The organism is Pseudaeromonas sharmana (genome assembly GCF_042649925.1).
Classification (GTDB): domain Bacteria; phylum Pseudomonadota; class Gammaproteobacteria; order Enterobacterales; family Aeromonadaceae; genus Pseudaeromonas; species Pseudaeromonas sharmana.
In genome coordinates this window covers 269153-286689 of sequence record NZ_JBHSAF010000007.1, presented here as the reverse complement: position 1 = coordinate 286689, position 17537 = coordinate 269153, and the positions used below count along the sequence as shown (strand labels likewise).

The 17537-nt window shown below is 64.2% G+C and carries 14 protein-coding genes; 4 read left to right on the top strand and 10 right to left on the bottom strand.

Annotation, left to right across the window (positions count from 1 at the left end):
• Nucleotides 1–290 precede the first annotated feature (290 nt).
• On the bottom strand, nucleotides 291–1493 hold the full coding sequence (locus ACFOSS_RS09010; RefSeq protein ID WP_377151985.1) for an MFS transporter: 1203 nt from the start codon (nucleotides 1491–1493) through the stop codon (nucleotides 291–293).
• On the opposite strand from ACFOSS_RS09010, the gene ACFOSS_RS09005 reads away from it, so the two are divergent.
• Complete coding sequence (locus ACFOSS_RS09005) at nucleotides 1487–2359, top strand: AraC family transcriptional regulator (protein ID WP_377151984.1); 873 nt, start codon at nucleotides 1487–1489, stop codon at nucleotides 2357–2359. The genes ACFOSS_RS09010 and ACFOSS_RS09005 overlap by 7 nt on opposite strands.
• Before the next feature lie 31 nt (nucleotides 2360–2390).
• Here ACFOSS_RS09005 and ACFOSS_RS09000 read toward each other — a convergent pair whose 3' ends face one another.
• Nucleotides 2391–2729: a nuclear transport factor 2 family protein gene (locus tag ACFOSS_RS09000; RefSeq protein ID WP_377151983.1), complete on the bottom strand. Its 339-nt coding sequence runs from the start codon at nucleotides 2727–2729 to the stop codon at nucleotides 2391–2393.
• Nucleotides 2730–2832: 103 nt separating this feature from the next.
• Nucleotides 2833–4152 (bottom strand): family 4 glycosyl hydrolase, encoded by a 1320-nt coding sequence (locus ACFOSS_RS08995; protein WP_377151981.1) that lies wholly within the window; start codon nucleotides 4150–4152, stop codon nucleotides 2833–2835.
• Between the two features lie 127 nt (nucleotides 4153–4279).
• On the opposite strand from ACFOSS_RS08995, the gene ACFOSS_RS08990 reads away from it, so the two are divergent.
• Both ACFOSS_RS08990 and ACFOSS_RS08985 read left to right on the top strand, forming a co-directional pair.
• Nucleotides 4280–5206, top strand: coding sequence for a LysR substrate-binding domain-containing protein (locus tag ACFOSS_RS08990; protein ID WP_377151980.1), 927 nt, complete (start codon nucleotides 4280–4282; stop codon nucleotides 5204–5206).
• A gap of 82 nt (nucleotides 5207–5288) precedes the next feature.
• On the top strand, nucleotides 5289–6800 hold the full coding sequence (locus ACFOSS_RS08985) for a histidine-type phosphatase (RefSeq protein ID WP_377151979.1): 1512 nt from the start codon (nucleotides 5289–5291) through the stop codon (nucleotides 6798–6800).
• Between the two features lie 364 nt (nucleotides 6801–7164).
• On the opposite strand, the gene ACFOSS_RS08980 is transcribed toward ACFOSS_RS08985, so the two are convergent.
• Nucleotides 7165–9114 carry an acid phosphatase gene (locus ACFOSS_RS08980; protein ID WP_377151978.1) on the bottom strand — a complete coding sequence of 650 codons (1950 nt, stop codon included), beginning with the start codon at nucleotides 9112–9114 and terminating at the stop codon, nucleotides 7165–7167.
• A gap of 210 nt (nucleotides 9115–9324) precedes the next feature.
• On the opposite strand from ACFOSS_RS08980, the gene ACFOSS_RS08975 reads away from it, so the two are divergent.
• A complete protein-coding gene (locus ACFOSS_RS08975) occupies nucleotides 9325–10023 on the top strand; it encodes a substrate-binding periplasmic protein (RefSeq protein ID WP_377151977.1) in 699 nt (232 codons plus the stop codon).
• 33 nt (nucleotides 10024–10056) lie between these two features.
• Here the strand turns inward: ACFOSS_RS08975 and ACFOSS_RS08970 are convergent, their stop codons facing one another.
• The 6 genes from ACFOSS_RS08970 to ACFOSS_RS08945 form a co-directional block, all read right to left on the bottom strand.
• A complete protein-coding gene (locus ACFOSS_RS08970) occupies nucleotides 10057–11298 on the bottom strand; it encodes a sensor domain-containing diguanylate cyclase (protein ID WP_377151976.1) in 1242 nt (413 codons plus the stop codon).
• Nucleotides 11299–11459: 161 nt separating this feature from the next.
• Nucleotides 11460–12818 (bottom strand): guanine deaminase, encoded by a 1359-nt coding sequence (gene guaD, locus ACFOSS_RS08965; RefSeq protein ID WP_377151975.1) that lies wholly within the window; start codon nucleotides 12816–12818, stop codon nucleotides 11460–11462.
• A gap of 457 nt (nucleotides 12819–13275) precedes the next feature.
• Complete coding sequence (locus ACFOSS_RS08960) at nucleotides 13276–14700, bottom strand: gamma-aminobutyraldehyde dehydrogenase (RefSeq protein WP_377151974.1); 1425 nt, start codon at nucleotides 14698–14700, stop codon at nucleotides 13276–13278.
• A 37-nt stretch (nucleotides 14701–14737) separates the two neighbouring features.
• Complete coding sequence (locus ACFOSS_RS08955) at nucleotides 14738–15547, bottom strand: ABC transporter permease (RefSeq protein WP_377151973.1); 810 nt, start codon at nucleotides 15545–15547, stop codon at nucleotides 14738–14740.
• Entirely contained in the window at nucleotides 15537–16499 is a 963-nt protein-coding gene (locus ACFOSS_RS08950) for an ABC transporter permease (protein ID WP_377151972.1), read from the bottom strand. The genes ACFOSS_RS08955 and ACFOSS_RS08950 overlap by 11 nt, the downstream gene beginning before the upstream one ends.
• Nucleotides 16496–17527, bottom strand: coding sequence for an ABC transporter ATP-binding protein (locus ACFOSS_RS08945; RefSeq protein WP_377151971.1), 1032 nt, complete (start codon nucleotides 17525–17527; stop codon nucleotides 16496–16498). Before ACFOSS_RS08945 ends, ACFOSS_RS08950 begins: the two co-directional genes overlap by 4 nt.
• Nucleotides 17528–17537: the final 10 nt, after the last annotated feature.

The following is a 17537-nucleotide window of genomic DNA, read 5'->3' as shown; positions in this document are numbered from 1 at the left end:
CAGCAGAGCATCGCGAGCTTCGCTTGCTCCTACAACTGGTTGAGAGCGGGCGTTGCCACGATGGAATAACACGGCCATGTTCCCGCTAGCAGAGCATCGCGAGCTTCGCTTGCTCCTACAACCGGTTGAACGTGGGCGTTGCCACGTTTGAATAACACGGCCAGGTTCCCGCCAGCAGAGCATCGCGAGCTTCGTGTGCTCCTACAACCGGTTGAGCGCGGGCGTTGCCAGGTTTGAATGACACGGCCATGTACACGCTGTCTGGCGGGCATAGCGCCGACGCGGCCCGCTTAGCGGACGCGCGGCGAGCGCAAGTTCGGCAAAAACACCGTAATCACCCCGGCCAGCGGCAGCCAGGCGCACAGCTCATACACATAACGGATGCCGTAGTGGTCGGCGAGGTGGCCGAGTACCGCGGCGCCGACGCCGGCGATGCCGAACGCAAAGCCGAAGAACAGCCCGGAGACGGTGCCGACCTTGCCGGGGATCAGCTCCTGGGCGTAGACGACAATCGCCGAGAACGCCGACGCCAGGATGAAGCCGATGATGAACGACAGCACGCTGGTCCACAGCAGGTTGGCGTGGGGCAGCAGCAGCGTAAACGGCGCGACGCCGAGGATCGAGAACCAGATCACCTGCTTGCGGCCGATGCGATCGCCGATCGGGCCACCGAGCACGGTGCCGGCGGCCACCGCGAACAGGAAGATGAACAGGTGCAGCTGGGCCGATTGCACGCCGAGGCCGAAGTGTTCCATCAGGTAGAAGGTGTAGTAGCTGGTCAGGCTGGCCAGATAGAAGTACTTGGAGGTGATGAGCAGCAACAGCACGCCGAGCGTCAGCGCGATGCGGCGGCGCGACAGGCCGTTATCCGGTGGCGCCACCCTGTGCTTCTGGCTGCGCTGCTGATGTTGATACCACTGGCCGACGCGGAACAGCACTGCCATCGCGATGAGGGCGATGATCGCAAACCACGCCAGGCTGCCCTGGCCGTACGGCAGTACGATGGCCGCCGCCAGCAGCGGCCCCATGGCGGTGCCGCCGTTGCCGCCGACCTGGAAGATCGACTGTGCCAGCCCGTGGCGCCCGCCGGAGGCCATGCGCGCCACCCGCGACGACTCGGGGTGGAAGATCGACGAGCCGACACCGACCACGGCGGCGCCGAGCAGCAGCAGCGGGAACGTCGGCGCGTGGGAGAGCAGCAGCAGGCCGGTCAGCGTCGAGCCCATGCCAATCACCAGTGAAAACGGCTTGGGATGACGGTCAGTGTACCAGCCGACCACCGGCTGCAGCAGCGAGGCGGTGATCTGGTAGGTCAGCGTCAGCAGGCCGATCTGGGTGAAGTTCAGATCGTAGTTGCCCTTGAGCAGCGGATAGATGGCGACGATCAGCGATTGCAGCAGATCGTTGAGAAAGTGCGACAGGCTGATGGCAGCGAGCACCTTGTAACGGGTCTCGCCCGCTGTCGAGGCCGGAGCGGCCAGCGTGGATGACATGGAGCACCTCATGGGGTTGTGATGCCGAGCATGATATCAGCTCAAAAAATGCCCTTCGTGCTACTATGCGGCAATCATCGTCGAGAAAAGGACAAAAGATGCGTCTGACCGACATGTCGCACCAACAGGATGTTGGCCGTGCGCCGCTGGTGGCCCGCGCCTTCGATCGCGAGGCGGGCGAGGAGTCGCCGCGCCACTGTCATCCTACCGCCCAGCTGCTGTATGCGGTGCAGGGGGTGATGCTGGTGGAGACCGACGCCGGCCAGTGGATCGTGCCGCCGACGCGGGCGATCTGGGTGCCGGTCGGGGTCTGGCATCGCAGCATCATGCTCGGCGAGGTGCTGATGCGCACCGTCTATATCCGCAGCGAGCTGCTGGATGGCCTGCCGACCGAGTGCTGCGTGGTTGGCATCTCGCCGCTGCTGCGCGAGCTGATCCTGGCGGCCATCGCGCTGCCCTATGACTATGACCCCCAGGGCCGCGACGGCCATCTGGTGCAGCTGCTGCTGGACGAGATCCAGCGCATGCCGAGCCTGGCGCTGTCGCTGCCGGAGCCGCGCTCACCGGTGCTGCAACGGCTGTGCCGCGCGCTGCGCGCGCAGCCGGATGCAGTGCGGCCGCTGGCGCAGTGGGCACGGGAGCTGGCGATGGATGTGCGCACGCTGCAGCGGCGCTTCGTACGCGAAACCGGACTGACGGTGGGGCAGTGGCGGCGGCAGTGCCGGCTGCTGCTGGCCTGCGAGCATCTGGCCCGTGGCGAGTCGGTGCTGGAGGTGGCGCTGGCGCTGGGCTATGCCAGCCCGAGTGCGTTCAGCGCCATGTTCAAACGCGAGCTCGGCGTGGCGCCGAGCCTGTTCTACCGCTGAGTATTTCTACCGTTGCGGGTGGGGTGGCGGCTCAGTCGCCGCGGCCGACGTAGGCGTGGATCTGGTTGATGCGGCCATCGGCATCGAAGCGCAGCACGTCGACCACATAGAGCTCATCGCGGCCGTTGATCAGGATGCGCAGCTCGCCGGCGACACCATCGGCCGTTTCAAACAGGCTGAGGATGTCGATCTGCAGGCTGTCGACGCTGTCGAAGTTGTGGCGGGTCTCGGCCAGCGCGGCGGCCTTGCCCTGTACCGCCAGGTTCCAGTCGCGCAGCTGGATCTGCTCGGCAAACAGCTCGGCGATGGCCTCCAGATCCCGGGATGCGTAGAGGTGCAGGTAACGGCGGAAGGTGGCGGCGTGGGACATGCTGGCTCCAAATGACGGGGTGACGCCAGCCATAGTAGCAGCCGGTATGGCCGCCCCCAAGAGGGCGGCCGGACTGCGCAGGATCGGTGTGCGGCGCCGGGTGTTAGCGCAGCGCTGGCCAGAACTCGCGGTTGGCCGCCAGCAGATCGTCGAGCAGCCGCTTGGCGACATCGGCCGACGGCACGGTGCGGTTCAGCGTCAGCGCCTGCAGCGCCTTGCTGTAGGAGCCCTCCAGTGCCGCTTCGACGGTGAGCTGCTCATAGGCATTCTGCTGCACCATCAGCGCGCGCTGGAAGTGGGGCAATTCGCCGACGCCGAACGCCTCGACGCCATGGGCCGTCACCTGACCGTGTACCTCGACAATCGCATCGGCCGGCAGGCCCGCCACCAGGCCGCGGTTCGGCACATTGACCGTGGTGCGGAACGGCTGGTTGGTGAGGATGGCGCGGGCATGGTCGACGATGAAGTCGCCGTGCACCCCGGCACAGAGGAAGCTGTCGGCGGCACTGCCGGCGGCGATGCAGCGGCGGCATTCGTCAAACACCGCTTTTTCGCGGGTGTCGATCACCCGGTTGGCGCGGGTGTAGTGCGGATCTTCGTGGGCCACCATCTCCTCGCCGAAGTAGTAGTACTGCAGATAGGTGTTGGCCAGGAACTCGGGGAACAGGCGCATGCTCTTGCGCAGCCGCTCGAAGGTCGGGATCCAGTCGGCGTTGACGTGCTCATCCTGGAACAGCGTCAGCGGCCGCTCGGAGAGCAGATGGTCGCGCAGCTGTGGCAGCAGATCCTCGCCCTGCGGGTTCCAGATATGGCGCCACCAGCCGAAATGGTTGAGGCCGACATAGTCGAACGCCAGATCGGCATGGCGGTAGCCGAGGGTGGCGGCCACCAGCAGCTCGATGACAATCGGCATGTCGCAGATGAACAGGCTTTTCAGCTCCGGGAAACGCTTGTGCCAGGCGTCCGCCAGAATCGCTGCCGGGTTGGAGTAGTTGAGGATCCAGGCATCGGGGGCATAACGGCGCACATCCTCGCCGATGGCCAGCATGTCGGGGATCGAGCGCAGGGCGAAGGCAAAGCCGCCGGGGCCGCAGGTCTCCTGACCGACCACGCCGTGGCGCAGCGGGATCTGTTCATCCAGCGCCCGCATTTTCAGCCCGCCGCTGCGGATCTGGGCGAACAGGAACTCCATGCCGGTGAAGGCGTCGCGGCGATCGGTGGTGATGACCAGCTCGACCTCGGGGGCCTTCTCGGCCAGCAGCAGGCGGATGAAGCCGCCCATGGTGGCGACGCGCTCGGCGTCGTTATCCAGCAGCACCAGCTTGCGCAGCGGCAGCACGTCGCGGGCGTTGAGGATGGCGTTGACGATGCCGGGGGTGTAGGTGGCGCCGCCGCCGGCGATGGTGAGGTGGTAGCGTTTCATCGGGACTCTCCTGCGGATGAGTGAATTGATTTGCGATGTACTCAGCATGGAGCGCCATTACTGGCTTAACAAATGACCTTTTTCGGCTCATGCTTGAGAAAAATTCATCTATGAGTCCGGGGGGGGCATGCCTTTCGCCAGTTTCAGCAGCCTGCACATCTTCGCCCAGATCGCCGCCTGTCTGAGCTTCAAGGAGGCGGCCGAGGCATTGCACCTGACGCAGAGCGCGCTGTCGCACCGCATCCGCAAGCTGGAGCAGGAGCTGGGCTTCCAGCTGTTTGTGCGCCAGACGCGGCGCATCGCGCTGACGCCGGAGGGCGAGCGCCTGTATCGCGAGGTGAGCCGCCACTTTGCGTCCGTCTGTCACGAGATCGAGGATATTCGCCACCAGGCGCTGCGCGGAACGCTGGAGGTCGGCAGTACGCCAACCTTTGCCCAGCACTGGCTGGTGCCGCGCCTCGGCCGGTTCTACCAGCGCCATCCCGATCTGGGCTTGCAGCTCAGATCCAAGGGCAGCCGGGTGGATTTCGCGCTGCATCCGGCCGATCTGTGGATCGACTACGGCGATGGCCACTATCCGGGTCTCGACAGCCGGTTGCTGCTCGACGAAGTCCTGCTGCCGGTCTGCAGCCCGGCTTACGCCGCGCAGCATGGCCTGCGGGAGAACCCGACGGCGCTGGCCGGCTGTCTGCTGCTGCACGATGTAGAGTCCATCCGGCAGAGCGATCCGCACAGCGAATGGCGTGGCTGGCTGGCGGCCGCCGGCTTGCCCGTTGAAACTGGCCGCCATCACTACAGTTTCACTCACTATGATGCCGCCATCATCGCGGCCCGTTCCGGGCTCGGCGTGGCGATGGGGCGCTACCAGCTGGCGCGCGAGCTGGTGGCCCGCGGCGAGCTGATCTTCCCGTTCGACACCACTTACCATCAGGGGCACGGCTACCACGTGGTGACGCGCCGCGAATTCAGCAGCTTGCCGCGGGTGCGCGCCTTCCTCGACTGGTTGCAGCAGGAGCTGGAGGCGATGCCGGACGGCGCGCCGACGGGGGCATAGCGGCAAGCCTTCACACTTCTGACATGCCGTTGTCATCTGGCCTGCTTAGTCTGGCACCCGTCTTTTGAACACGAGTGCAAGGATGACCATGAACCGTATTACCTCTGTTTCTGCCGCCGTGGCGCTGGCGCTGCTGGCTGGCTGCAACTCCGACAACTCCAGCAATACCTCGACGCCGACCATCACCGAGTACCAGTACAGCACCAAGGCGGTCTATGCGCCGCAACAGGATGCCGCCAGCTACGAGGTGGCGCCGGCCGGTTTCACGCCGGTGTTTACCGAGCTGGTGGCCCGCCACGGTTCCCGTTCACTCTCCAGCCCGAAATATGACGTGCTGACCAAGCTGATTTGGGAACAGGCGGCCAGTGAAGGCGCGCTGACGGCGCTGGGCCAGACCCTGGGCCACAAGGTGGATCTGGTCACCGCGGCCAACGAGAAGATGGGCTATGGTCTGCTGACCCTGCGCGGCAAGGAAGAGCATGCCGAGCTGGCGACCCGCCTGGCCGACCGTCTGCCGACCCTGCTGGAGAACAGCGGCACGCACTGCCTCAAGGTCGAAACCTCGGGCAAGGACCGCGCCAACGAGAGCGCCTACTACTTCATGCAGAGCCTGAAGAACAAGGTCAGCTATGTCGAAGACAGCGCGGACTGTTATATCGCCCAGACCGATGCCTCCAAGATCGACAAGAAGCTGGCCAACAAGTACGAACTCTATTTCCACAAGACCGAGCCGGAAGGCGATTACGCCAAGTACCTGCCGGCGTTCGAGGCCTATCAGGCCTTTATCGGTGATGAGGATGAAGGGGTCGCCCCGCAGGCCGATCTGGCCAAGGCGCTGGATGATCTCAAGCTCCTGCCGAAGAGCAAGGTGATGGCGCGGCAGATGCTGGAGCGTATCTATAGCAAGGCGTTTGTCGATCGCCTGGCCAACGGCGAGTATGAGTTTGTGGCGACCAATCCTGAGGATGGCGACAAAACGTATGCACGCGACGAGGTGGATGCGGCGCTGATGCTCTACAACCTGTTCATCATCGGCCCCGGCATGGACCATGAAGCAGAAGTCGAAAGCGACGAGCAGTGGGAGCTGGACAAGTACCTGACGCCGGAAGAGTCGGCCTGGTTCTCCTACCTCTCCGATGCCGAAGACTTCTACGAGAAGGGCCCGAGCTTCGCCGATCGCACCGATGCCTACGCCGTGGCTCAACCGCTGCTCGATGGTCTGTTCAACGAGGTGCAGACCCAGGTGGTGGAAATGAGCGAGCCGGCCCATGTCGCCAAGCTGCGCTTTGCCCATGCCGAGGCGATCATTCCGCTGGTGGCGCTGATGAAGCTCGAGGGCAGCCGGCAGGGGGCCGAAGTGGGTACCCTGATGACCCAGGAGAACAACGAGTGGCGTGGTGGCTGGGTCTCGCCGTACACCGCCAACATTCAGTGGGATGTCTACCGCAACGATGACCAGCAGGTGCTGGTGAAGATGCTGTACAACGAGAAGGAAGTGGCCTTCAAGGAAGGGTGCACGCCGGTGGCGAACACCAGGTTCTTCTACACCTTCGACGAGCTCAAGCGTTGCTACGGTTACAACGCGAACAGCTAACCAGCAGATGGCGTCGTGGCTGTTGCTGATGGATCCGCCCTTCGGGGCGGATTTTTTTTGTGCGCGCCGCGGCTGACAACGGGCATGAGGTTGTCGATGGACAGCCCTCGGTTAAGCCGCCGGCCACCGCTGTGCCGCTGTGCCGCCGTGCCGTCGGGGCTGCGCCGCTCTACCGGCTATCGGGGGCGCGCCTTCGGCGGCGGACAGGACGTTTGCGCATCACGCGTGCCCGCTGCAGGGCTCGCTGTGACGGGCACCGGGATGGGTCGGTAGCGGACAGGGGATAACCCTCGGTTCGGGGTAAAAAAATGACGCGGCCGGGGCCGCGTCATCAGGGGGCTTAAGGTTCGCGCGCCGGGCAGACTCAGCTCTGCTGGCCGTCGATGCGCAGCTGTACGCCGTGGGCGCTGTAGATCGGGGTGACGGTATAACCTGCGACGGTCACCTTGCTGAAGCTGCCGTGGCGAGCATCGCAGCGCAGCAGTTGCAGCGTGTCACCTACGGTCGGCTGGTAGCCCGCTTGCAAGGTGACGATCAGCTCGCCTGCCAGTATGGCATCGCCGGTGATGCTCAGACGGCCGGAGCCGTTGCTGCCGAGGACGCTGTGCAGTATCGCTCCAGGCTGTTGGGTGTAATGGCCTCCGATTTGCAGTGCCGCGTCGACCTGCAGGGTGCCGCCGCGCTGGTAGAGATCGCCGGCGCCGAGGGCTGTCGGTGAACTCGCCTGCAGCGTGCCTTCCTGCAGATCGGTACCACCGGTCCAGCTGTTGTTGCCGCTGAGGATCAGGCTGCCACTACCGCGTTTGCTCAGCTTGCCGGCGCCACTGATGTCATTGCGCCAGCGATCGCTGGCGTGGAAACCGCCTGCAGCAGCGTCCATCAGCAGGTCGACATCACCGTCAAAACGGCCGTAGCCATCGGCGGCGGCAAACAGGTTCAGCCGTCCCCAGCCTTCGGCGTCGTCCATCAGCGGATAACCGGAGGGCAGCGCCGTGCTCTGCAGCACCACGCGGCGTTGCTCGTCGCTCAGGTAGGGCAGGCGGGTTTCGAGCAGGATCTCGGCCCCTTTCGGCACCACGGCCGGTTGGTCGGTGGCGGCGATTGGTGTGAAGCCGAACGTCAGCCGGCGCAGGTAGTCGGCCTTGATCTGCGCATGGTCGGCGAAGCGGTCCTGGCTGCCACTGTGGGCCGCATCCCACAGGCTGCTGTCATCGCCAAGCCCCAGCTGCTGGTTCAGCCAGGTGTGGGTTTGGGTGTAGGCACTCTGCTTGAGGCTCGTCACTTCGCTGCGATGCAGGTTGTAGGCGACGACCGCCAAAGCCTGAATGCGGCCACCGATTACGTCCAGCGGCGAGTGCATGCCGGCCAGAATGCGGTTTTCGCCCAGCTCCAGGCCGCGCGCCAGCATCTCCTGATAACGCTCCGGCACCAGATAGGCCATCGCCAGGCTGTCACGTACCCCTTCGGCGGTGTGGCCGCTGATGAAGCCGCCGTCTGTGGTCGGGGTGCCGCTCTTGGCCGGTTCCAAAGTCGGCACCACCTTGACGGCACTGCTCCAGCGCCATGGCCGCGCGTACTTGTAGAAGCGCTTGGCCGGCTCGGTGGAGCCATCGACGCTCAGGGCGTTGATGAAGTCGACCGCCAGCCCCATATCGGTGTTGCTGTCGCTGCCGAGGCCGCGGTTGTTGCCCTTGTCGTCATATTTGACGCTGGTGGCATCGGCGGGCATATCGGTGATGGTGGTGGTCTGCTTGCTACCGGCACGCCAGGCGTCGGTCAGCGGCCCCATGCCGTCGGAGAGGCTGTAGTTTTTGCCGCGGCGATCGTCCAGATAGGCCGCCAGCTCCTGCTCCGCGGTGCGATTGGCGGTCAGCTGTTCGACAAAATGGATGTTGTAAGCATGCACGCTCTGGTTTTTCACTGTGCCATCGGTGGCCGAGCCGGGCAGGCCACTCCAGTCCGAACTGGTGACCGCCGGGCAGTCACCGTCCGCCGGGGCTGTCACGCCGGCATCCACCAGACGTGTCCGCGGTTCCCAGATATCGAGAAAACCGGCGACGACGCGCACGCCGGCGTTGGTCTCCAACGTGGCCATACAGGCCTTGCCGCGCTGGTTGCTGGCGCCGTTGTCGATATAGGGGGCGGCGGCGGGATTGCTGTCGGCACTGGCGGCATAGCCGAGGCCGGTCGGCGCCGTCGGCGCGACATAGGCGGTCTGATCATCGCTGTTACAGGCGGCGAGGCCGGCCAGCAGACAGGCGATGGCCAGGGGCGCCAGACGGTGTGGCGGGGTAGAAGGTAGAGCAAAAACCATAGGGCATCCTTGTTGTTTGTTGTCGTAATCAGCCGGGGCAACAGTGCCAGACCGGTAGCAGCGATGCTGCGAGGGGCAGATGGCAGGGCTGTGACTCTTGTGTGAACTATCAATGACGTTTTTGCTCTAGCTGTTCTGCCCGCGACGGCTAGTTTCTGACGACTATGCTTGCTAGTGGGCGCCACCTTTTTTGTCGTCGGGAGAATTACCATGCGCGAGCGCTTTTGGCTGGGGTTCTGGTTGGGGGGGCTCTGCCTGCTGAGCCCAACACTGCAGGCGGCAGAGCACTGGTTATTGCTGACGACTCCTACCATGCAGCCGCTGGCGCCGCTGATCACCTCACGCCTGGCCGAGGCCGGCATAGCGGCGGATATCCGCCTGGTGCCACAGGCGCGATTGGTGGCGGAGCTGGCCCGGCCGGAGGCAGACGGGGCCTTTTTGCTGACCGAGCTGGTGGCTAAAGCGGTCCCGGGGGTCGAGCCGGTGCCGGTGGCACTGCATCAATACGAGCTGATGGCGGTGACACGGCAGGCCGCGTCGCCGATCCGCCATCCGGCCGACTTGGCTCACCACCGCGTGGGTCTGGTGCGGGGGAGTCAGCTTTCCGAGCAAGTGAGCCGGGGTCTGGCGCATGTCTATCGTGTGCGTAGTGATGAAGCGCTAGTGGCCGCATTCGCTGCCAACCGGTTTGATGTGATCTTGCTGGCCCGGGATTTGGTCGCTGGCAAGATGTCATCGGCGGGGGTGACGGATTACCGGGTGCAGGAGCCGCCGCTGGCCAGTAAACCACTGTTTCTGCTGGTGTCGTCCCGGCACAAGGCCATGCTGCCGGCGCTGACCCGCATCTTCCTGCAGGCGCAGCAGCACGGGCGTTGGCAGCAGGAGGTCAAGGCCGTGATGCGGCCGTGAGTGCTGGCCAGCGGTGTGACGGGCCAGCCTGGCTTAGCGGTGCGCGTCGCCGGCGTGGTAGCTGCAGACGCGGTTGCGGCCGTGGCGTTTGGCTTGATACAAGGCGGTGTCGGCGGCAGACAGCAGCCGTTCCGTGTTATCCAGCGCTTTCGGATCGCACATGGCCACCCCCAGACTGAGGGTGACCGGCAACGGTTGGCCCTTGGCTGTCTGCAGCGTCAGGGCGGCGATGGCGTGGCGTATGCGCTCGGCAGTCAGACAGGCGGTGTGGTGATCGCGGTCCCGCAGCAGGATCAGGAACTCTTCACCGCCATAGCGGCCGACGGCATCGTAATCTCGTACCTGCTCACGCAGCGTCTGCGCGACTGCTTGCAGCACCCGGTCACCGGCGGGATGGCCATGGCTGTCGTTGATCTGCTTGAAGTGGTCGACATCGGCCATGATCACCGCGCAGGGGGTGCCGGCCCGTTCACTCTCGGCCTGCATCTTGGTCAGGAACTCCATGATGGCCCCCCGGTGCAGCAGTCCGGTCAAGGCATCGCGGCAGGATTGCTCCTTGAGTTGCGCCAGAGCCTGCATCAGTTGCTGATTGAGTTCATGCACCTGCTGATAGAGGTGGCTCTTTTCGATCAGCAGCGACACCTGGCGGGCAATGTTCAGGAAAATACGCTGGTGCAGCGCCTGATAAGTGCCGATCTGGCAGCTGGAAAAAAACAGGAAGCCGATGGCTTTGCCTTCGGCAATCAGCGGGCAGGTGAGGCTGGAGAGGATGCCCTCTTGCAGGATCAGCCGTGTGGCGGTCGATTCCGGGTGCTGGTGCAGGTAATCGGCCAGGTTATTGATGATGCGCGGCTGGTGGCTGTGCAGGATCGGCTCCAGGCTGCTGCCGGCCAGGCGGGCGGTGAAGCCGGCTTTGAGCAGCGGCGCGCTCTGGTTGCGTGAGCGAGCCCAGTAGGAACGTACCTGCTGTCCATCGTCGCTGAGCAGGGCACAGCCGATGCGGTCATAGGGGATGATGCGCTCGAAGGCATCATAGATCCGGGCCAATACCTCTTCGAGCAGGCTGCCCTGGATGATCTCGGTCGTCAGCTCCTGCAGGCAGGAAAACTCGGTAAAACGCGCCTCCAGCCAGCGGGCCAGCCCTTGCAGCTCCTCTTCGAACCGGGCCTCCTCGATGGAGGGGGCGGGGGAGGGAAACTGCAGTTTGAACTGTTCCCGTTGCAAGGCGAGCAGTGCCTGGCGGTAGCTGCTCAGTCTGTCAGAAAGCGGCATCATCGCGACTCGATAGGGGTTTTTGCCAGCATACTGTCTGCAGGCAAGGGTGAAAAGCCTTGTTTTTAATACGATTTTTGGGGTCCAACTGACAACGAACGGTGACTGGCCGTGCCGGAGGGGGACACAGGGGCGCCCGCCACGCCCCGTCGGTTACGCCGCGGTTATGGCCGGCGGTAGGCCTGCTCGCCGTTGACATAGGTGGCGACGACGTTGCGATCATCGCCCTGCATCATCAGGGCAAATAGCCGGTCGTCCAGCGTCCTGGCCTGGGACTGGCGCAGTTGCTGCAGCGGCGTGGCGCCCCACTCCAGCACGACAAAGTCCGCCTCCCGTCCCGGCTGGAAGCTGCCGATGCGGTCGGCCAGTTGCAGCGCCTCGGCGCCGCCAAGCGTCGCCTGATACAGCCCTTCGCGCGCCGACAGTTTTTCCCCCTGCAGTTGCTGCACCTTGTAACCTTCGTTCAGTGTCTGCAGCATCGAGAAGCTGGTGCCGGCGCCGACATCGGTGCCGAGGCCGACCCGCACGCCGGCCTGCTTCAGCGGATGCAGCCGGAACAGGCCGCTGCCGAGGAACAGGTTCGAGGTCGGGCAGAAGGCCACCGCCGCGCCGCGGGCCGCCAGGGTTTGCGCTTCGCCGTCCTCGAGGTGGATGGCATGGGCAAACAGCGACCGTGGCCCGGCCAGACCGTAATGGTCATAGACATCCAGGTAGCCCTTGCGCTCGGGAAACAGCGACTTGACCCAGGCGATCTCGTTCTTGTTCTCGCTGAGGTGGGTCTGCAGGTAGACGTCGGGGAACTCCTGCAGCAGCTTGCCGGCCAGTGCCAGTTGCTGCGGCGTCGAGGTCGGTGCAAAGCGCGGGGTGACGGCATACAGCAGGCGCCCGTGGTGGTGCCACTTGCGGATCAGGGCGCGGCTCTCGTCATAGCCGCGCTGCGCCGTGTCGCGCAGGTAGTCCGGCGCGTTGCGGTCCATCAGCACCTTGCCGGCGATCAGCCGCATCTGCTTGGCGGCCGCCGCCTCGAACAGCGCGTCCACCGACTGCGGGTGCACGGTGGCAAACACCAGCGCCGTCGTGGTGCCGTTGCGCAGCAGTTCGTCGATGAAGAAACCGGCGCGCTGGCGGGCATAGCCGGCATCGGCAAACTTGCGCTCGGTGGGGAAGGTGTAGCTGTTGAGCCACTCCAGCAGCTGCTCGCCGTACGAGGCGATCATCTCGGTCTGCGGAAAATGGATATGGGTATCGACAAACCCCGGCAGCAGCAGCTTGCCGCGGTAGTCGGTGATCGTCAGCTGGCGCCGCTGTGCCGCCGGCACGCTGGCGTAATCGCTGGCGGCGACGACGTGGCCGTCGCGGATCAGCAGCAGGCCATCTTCGAGGTAGTGCGTGGCGTTGGCATCCCGGGTCGGATCGGCGGTGAAATAGAGCAGACTGGCCCGATAGGCCTGGGTCGCAGCAGAGGCAGACATGGTCACCCCCAGACAGAGTAAACAAACAATAAAATAAACGGTCCTGTTCATGGAGCGGTTCCTGCAATCAGAGTTTATGTGGTCAAGAAATAAATCTGATTTTTGATGGCGCAGGCGGGATGGGCGTCATCGTCACGAGGGGAGTCTTCCGTTACTGATCTTGTTTGACGCAGTAACTGACTGAAAATCAGTAAAAGCCAGATGACAGTAAAATAATTAAACCCAAGACGTCAATAATAAATTCATCAGCATAAACAATGGCTTTTTTGCTGGCTTGCTCTGTTTTATACAAATAAAAAACGGATCATTTCAGTTATTTTGAAATAATCTGCAGCATGCCGGATGGCTGGGTTTATATTCTACTTGGTTAAGTGATTTTAATTAAAAAATAATGCGCTTCACTCCGGATTTAATTTTATATTCTCAGTCTATGGCTATTAATAAATAGCCATCTGTGGTGTTGATAATATAAAAACACCCCCTGTCATCGCTGACAGGGGGTGGTCGGTTACCACTTCACCATGACGTGGCGGGCGCAGGTGTACTCCTCCAGCGCATAAATCGACATGTCTTTGCCGTAGCCGGACTGCTTGAGGCCGCCATGGGGCATCTCGTTGGTGATGATGAAATGGGTGTTGATCCAGGTGCACCCGTACTGCAGCGCGGCGGCGGCCGACATCGCCTTGCCGACATCCTGGGTCCACACCGAGGAGGCGAGGCCGTATTCGGAGTCGTTGGCAAAGGCGACACCCTGCTCCAGATCGTCGATGGCGGTGACCGAGACCACGGGGCCGAACACCTCTTTTTGCACGATTTCATCGCTCTGCAGCGCGCCGGCCACCAGGGTTGGCTGGTAGAAGTAGCCATTGCCGTCGCCGACGCCGCCGCCGGTGACGATCTCGATGTGCTTCTGCTCGCGGGCGCGGTCGACAAAGCTGACCACGCGGTCGCGGTGCGCGGCATAGATCAGCGGACCCAGCTCGGTGGTCGGGTCATCCTGCAGCCCCATCTTCAGCGAACCGATGGCACTGCCGAGATCGGCAACCAGCCGGTCGTAGATCCCCTTCTGCGCATAGATGCGGCAGGCGGCGGTGCAGTCCTGCCCGGCGTTATAGAAACCGAAGGTGCGGATGCCGGCCACCACTTCGTCGAGGTTGGCATCGTCGAGCACGATCACCGGTGCCTTGCCGCCAAGCTCCATGTGAGTGCGCTTGAGGGTCTGGGCGGCAGATTCCACCAACCGCTTGCCGGTCGGGATCGAGCCGGTCAGCGATACCATGCGCACCCGCGGATGGCTGACCAGCGGTGCACCGACTTCGGCGCCGCGGCCGTGGACGATATTGACCACCCCGGGCGGCAGCAGCTCGGCCAGCAGCGGCACCAGTGCCAGCGTGGTCAGCGGGGTGACTTCCGACGGCTTGAGGATCACGGTGTTGCCCGCGGCCAGCGCCGGTGCCAGTTTCCAGGCGGCCATCTGCAGCGGGTAGTTCCACGGCGCGATCGAGGCGACGACTCCGATCGGATCGCGGCGAATCATCGACGTGAACCCCGGCACATACTCGCCGGCCGCCGAGCCATTCAGGCAGCGCGCGGCACCGGCGAAGAAGCGGAAACAGTCCACCACCGCCGGGATCTCGTCGTTGAGCATGGCGTGATAGGGCTTGCCACAGTTCAGCGATTCGAGGCGCGCCAGCTCTTCCCCCTTGCGTTCGATGGCGTCGGCCAGCGCCAGCAGACGGCTGGAACGTTCGCGCGGTGGCAGTGCGGCCCAGGCCGGAAAAGCGGCATCGGCGGCGGCCACGGCGGCCAGCACCTGTTCCGGTGAGGCCTCCGGAATGCGGGTCAGTTCGGCGCCGGTCGACGGGTTGAAGACCGGGAGTTCGCTACCGGTGCCGGCCACCGGCTGGCCATTGATCAGAAGTAGATTGTGCATGTCAGTCGCTCCATCAGTAAAAGGTCGGGTCGGGCAGCTACTTGCCGCTGCCGGCGACCGTGTCGGTGTCCTTGGTTAGATAATAGGCGCCCAGAATCGGCAGCACAGTGGCCAGCATCACCGCCAGCGCCACCACATTGGTGATCGGCACGTCGCGGGGGCGGGTCAGCTGGCCCAGCAGCCAGATCGGCAGCGTCTTTTCGTGACCGGCGGTAAAGGTGGTCACTATGATTTCGTCAAACGACAGCGCGAACGCCAGCAGGCCGCCGGCCAGCATGGCGGTGGCCAGGTTTGGCAACACGACATAACGGAAGGTTTGCCAGCCGTTGGCGCCCAGATCCAGCGACGCCTCGATCAGACTCAGGCTGGTGCGGCGGAAGCGCGCCAGCACATTGTTGAAGACGATGACCACGCAGAAGGTGGCGTGGCTGACGATCAGCGTCAGCATGCCCGGTTCTATGCCCAGGCGCTGGAAACTGGCCAGCAGCGCCAGGCCGGTGATGATGCCGGGCAGCGCAATCGGCAACACCAGCAGCATCGAGAACGCCTCCTTGCCGAAGAAGCGGTGGCGCCACATCGCCAGCGCCGCCAGCGTGCCGAGCAGCAGGGCCAGCAGCGTTGCGGCGGCGGCCACCTGCAGCGACAGCCAGACGGCGTCCAGGATGTCCGGGCGGCGCGCCGCGGCGGCAAACCACTGCAGCGTGAAGCCCTGCAGCGGAAAACTGAAGGCGGCACTCTCGGTATTGAAGGCGTACAGGGCGATGACCAGCAGCGGCAGGTGCAACAGCCCCAGTCCGCACCAGGCCAGCAGTTTCAACAGCGGTGAGGCATGACGGTCAGAGTGCATCGAAAGCCCCCAGTCGTTTGGCAAACCACAGGTAGAGGCTGATCAGCAGCAAGGGCACCACAGTAAAGGACGCCGCCAGCGGCATGTTGCCGACCGCGCCCTGCTGGGTGTAGACCATGGTGCCGATGAACAGCCCGGAAGGGCCGACCAGCGTCGGTATGATGTAGTCGCCGAGGGTCAGGCAGAAGGTGAAGATCGAGCCGGCCATGACGCCGGGCAGCGCCAGGGGCAGCAGCACAGTGGTCAGCACCTGACGGGGGCGGGCACCCAGATCGCCGGCCGCCTGCAGCAGGCTGGGGGCGATGCGCTCCAGCGCCGCCTGGATCGGCAAGATCATGAACGGCAGCCAGATGTAGCTGAACACCAGAAAGCGCCCCAGGTGCGAGGTGGCCAGCGTGTTGCCACCGATCGGGGTCTGCAGCAGCCATTGCAGCGCCGGCTCCAGCCCGAGGTGGCCGAGCAGCCATTGCAGCAGGCCATCGCGGGAAAGGATCGCCGTCCAGGCATAGGCCTTGACGATGTAGCTGGCCCACATCGGCAGCATGACGCCGATGTAGAACAGCGCCTTGATGCGCGGGCTGGCGTAGAGTGCCATATACAGCGCAATCGGGAACGCCATCAGCGCATCGGCAATGCTGACCGCCAGCGCCATCGTCACGGTGCGCAGCACTATGTCGAGGTTGCCGGCGTTTAGCAGCTGGCGGTAGTTGTCCAGCGTCCACTCCGGCAGTACCGACATCGTAAAGTCGTCGAAGGTGTAGAAGCTCTGACCCAGCAGACCGAACAGCGAGCCCAGATAGAGGCCGCCCATCCACAGCAGCGGCAGCGCCAGCCAGAGCAGCAGCATCAGATGCGGGTGCAGTAACAGCCAGCGGCCGAGGCGGCCGGCGGCCGATAATCCAGCCAGTGGCGAGCCGGCCGCGGCTGTGGTCGGGGTGAGGGCGGTACTCATGGCTGGCTCCCGCTGTCATCCTGCAGCGGCACCATGGCGCTGCGTGACCAGCCACAGCCGAGGCGGGTGCCGATGTCCGGCAGCAGAGCGTCGTCGCCATCACGGTGCGGCACATGGACCGCCAGCGTCTGCTGCTGGCCGAGATCCAGCTCCAGCCGGCTGTAGGCGCCGTGGTAGTGGACATGGCGCAGCTTGCCTTCAACCTGTACCTCATGCTGGCCATAGGGGGTCAGCAGCTGCACGTGTTCCGGACGCAGCGCGAACGGTTGAGCCTGGCCGCTGAGGCGCTGTGCCAGTTCGCCACTGATGACGTTGGACGAACCGACAAAGCGGGCGACAAACGGCGTCTGTGGCCGCGCGTACAGCGCACGCGGAGTATCCAGCTGTTCGATGCGACCGCGGTTGAACACGGCAACGCGGTCGGACATCGACAGCGCCTCGCCCTGATCGTGGGTGACATAGACGAAGGTGATGCCCAGATGGCGATGCAGCCGCTTCAGTTCGGACTGCATCTGCTCGCGCAGTTTCAGATCCAGAGCGCCGAGCGGCTCATCCAGCAGCAGCACCTTGGGACGGTTGACCAGTGCCCGGGCCAGCGCGACGCGCTGGCGCTGGCCGCCGGAGAGTGCCGACGGCTTGCGATCGCCATAGCCGCCGAGGGCTACCAGCTCCAGCGCCTCCTCGCTGCGCGCCAGCCGGTCACCGCGGCCGATGCCCTTGATCTTCAAGCCGTAGGCGATGTTCTCGCTGACGCTGAGGTGCGGGAACAGCGCATAGTCCTGAAACACGGTATTCACGTCACGCAGGTAGGGCGGCAGGCCGACGGCATCGACGCCGCCGAGGCGCACCACGCCGAGATCGGGCTGCTCGAAGCCGGCCATCAGGCGCAGGCAGGTGGTCTTGCCGGAGCCTGACGGCCCCAGCATCGAGAAGAACTCACCCTGTTCGATCTGCAGCGACACGCGGTCAACCGCCTTGACCTTGCCATACAGCCGGCTGACGGCTGAAAACTCTACGGCGAATGTCATACAGCCTCCC

Coding starts and splice junctions, on each gene's coding strand:
- ACFOSS_RS09005 (WP_377151984.1), top strand. CDS start 1,487: ATGACATGGAGCACCTCATGGGGTTGTGATGCCGAGCATGATATCAGC.
- ACFOSS_RS09010 (WP_377151985.1), bottom strand. CDS start 1,493: ATGTCATCCACGCTGGCCGCTCCGGCCTCGACAGCGGGCGAGACCCGT.
- ACFOSS_RS09000 (WP_377151983.1), bottom strand. CDS start 2,729: ATGTCCCACGCCGCCACCTTCCGCCGTTACCTGCACCTCTACGCATCC.
- ACFOSS_RS08995 (WP_377151981.1), bottom strand. CDS start 4,152: ATGAAACGCTACCACCTCACCATCGCCGGCGGCGGCGCCACCTACACC.
- ACFOSS_RS08990 (WP_377151980.1), top strand. CDS start 4,280: ATGCCTTTCGCCAGTTTCAGCAGCCTGCACATCTTCGCCCAGATCGCC.
- ACFOSS_RS08985 (WP_377151979.1), top strand. CDS start 5,289: ATGACCATGAACCGTATTACCTCTGTTTCTGCCGCCGTGGCGCTGGCG.
- ACFOSS_RS08980 (WP_377151978.1), bottom strand. CDS start 9,114: ATGGTTTTTGCTCTACCTTCTACCCCGCCACACCGTCTGGCGCCCCTG.
- ACFOSS_RS08975 (WP_377151977.1), top strand. CDS start 9,325: ATGCGCGAGCGCTTTTGGCTGGGGTTCTGGTTGGGGGGGCTCTGCCTG.
- ACFOSS_RS08970 (WP_377151976.1), bottom strand. CDS start 11,298: ATGATGCCGCTTTCTGACAGACTGAGCAGCTACCGCCAGGCACTGCTC.
- guaD (WP_377151975.1), bottom strand. CDS start 12,818: ATGAACAGGACCGTTTATTTTATTGTTTGTTTACTCTGTCTGGGGGTG.
- ACFOSS_RS08960 (WP_377151974.1), bottom strand. CDS start 14,700: ATGCACAATCTACTTCTGATCAATGGCCAGCCGGTGGCCGGCACCGGT.
- ACFOSS_RS08955 (WP_377151973.1), bottom strand. CDS start 15,547: ATGCACTCTGACCGTCATGCCTCACCGCTGTTGAAACTGCTGGCCTGG.
- ACFOSS_RS08950 (WP_377151972.1), bottom strand. CDS start 16,499: ATGAGTACCGCCCTCACCCCGACCACAGCCGCGGCCGGCTCGCCACTG.
- ACFOSS_RS08945 (WP_377151971.1), bottom strand. CDS start 17,527: ATGACATTCGCCGTAGAGTTTTCAGCCGTCAGCCGGCTGTATGGCAAG.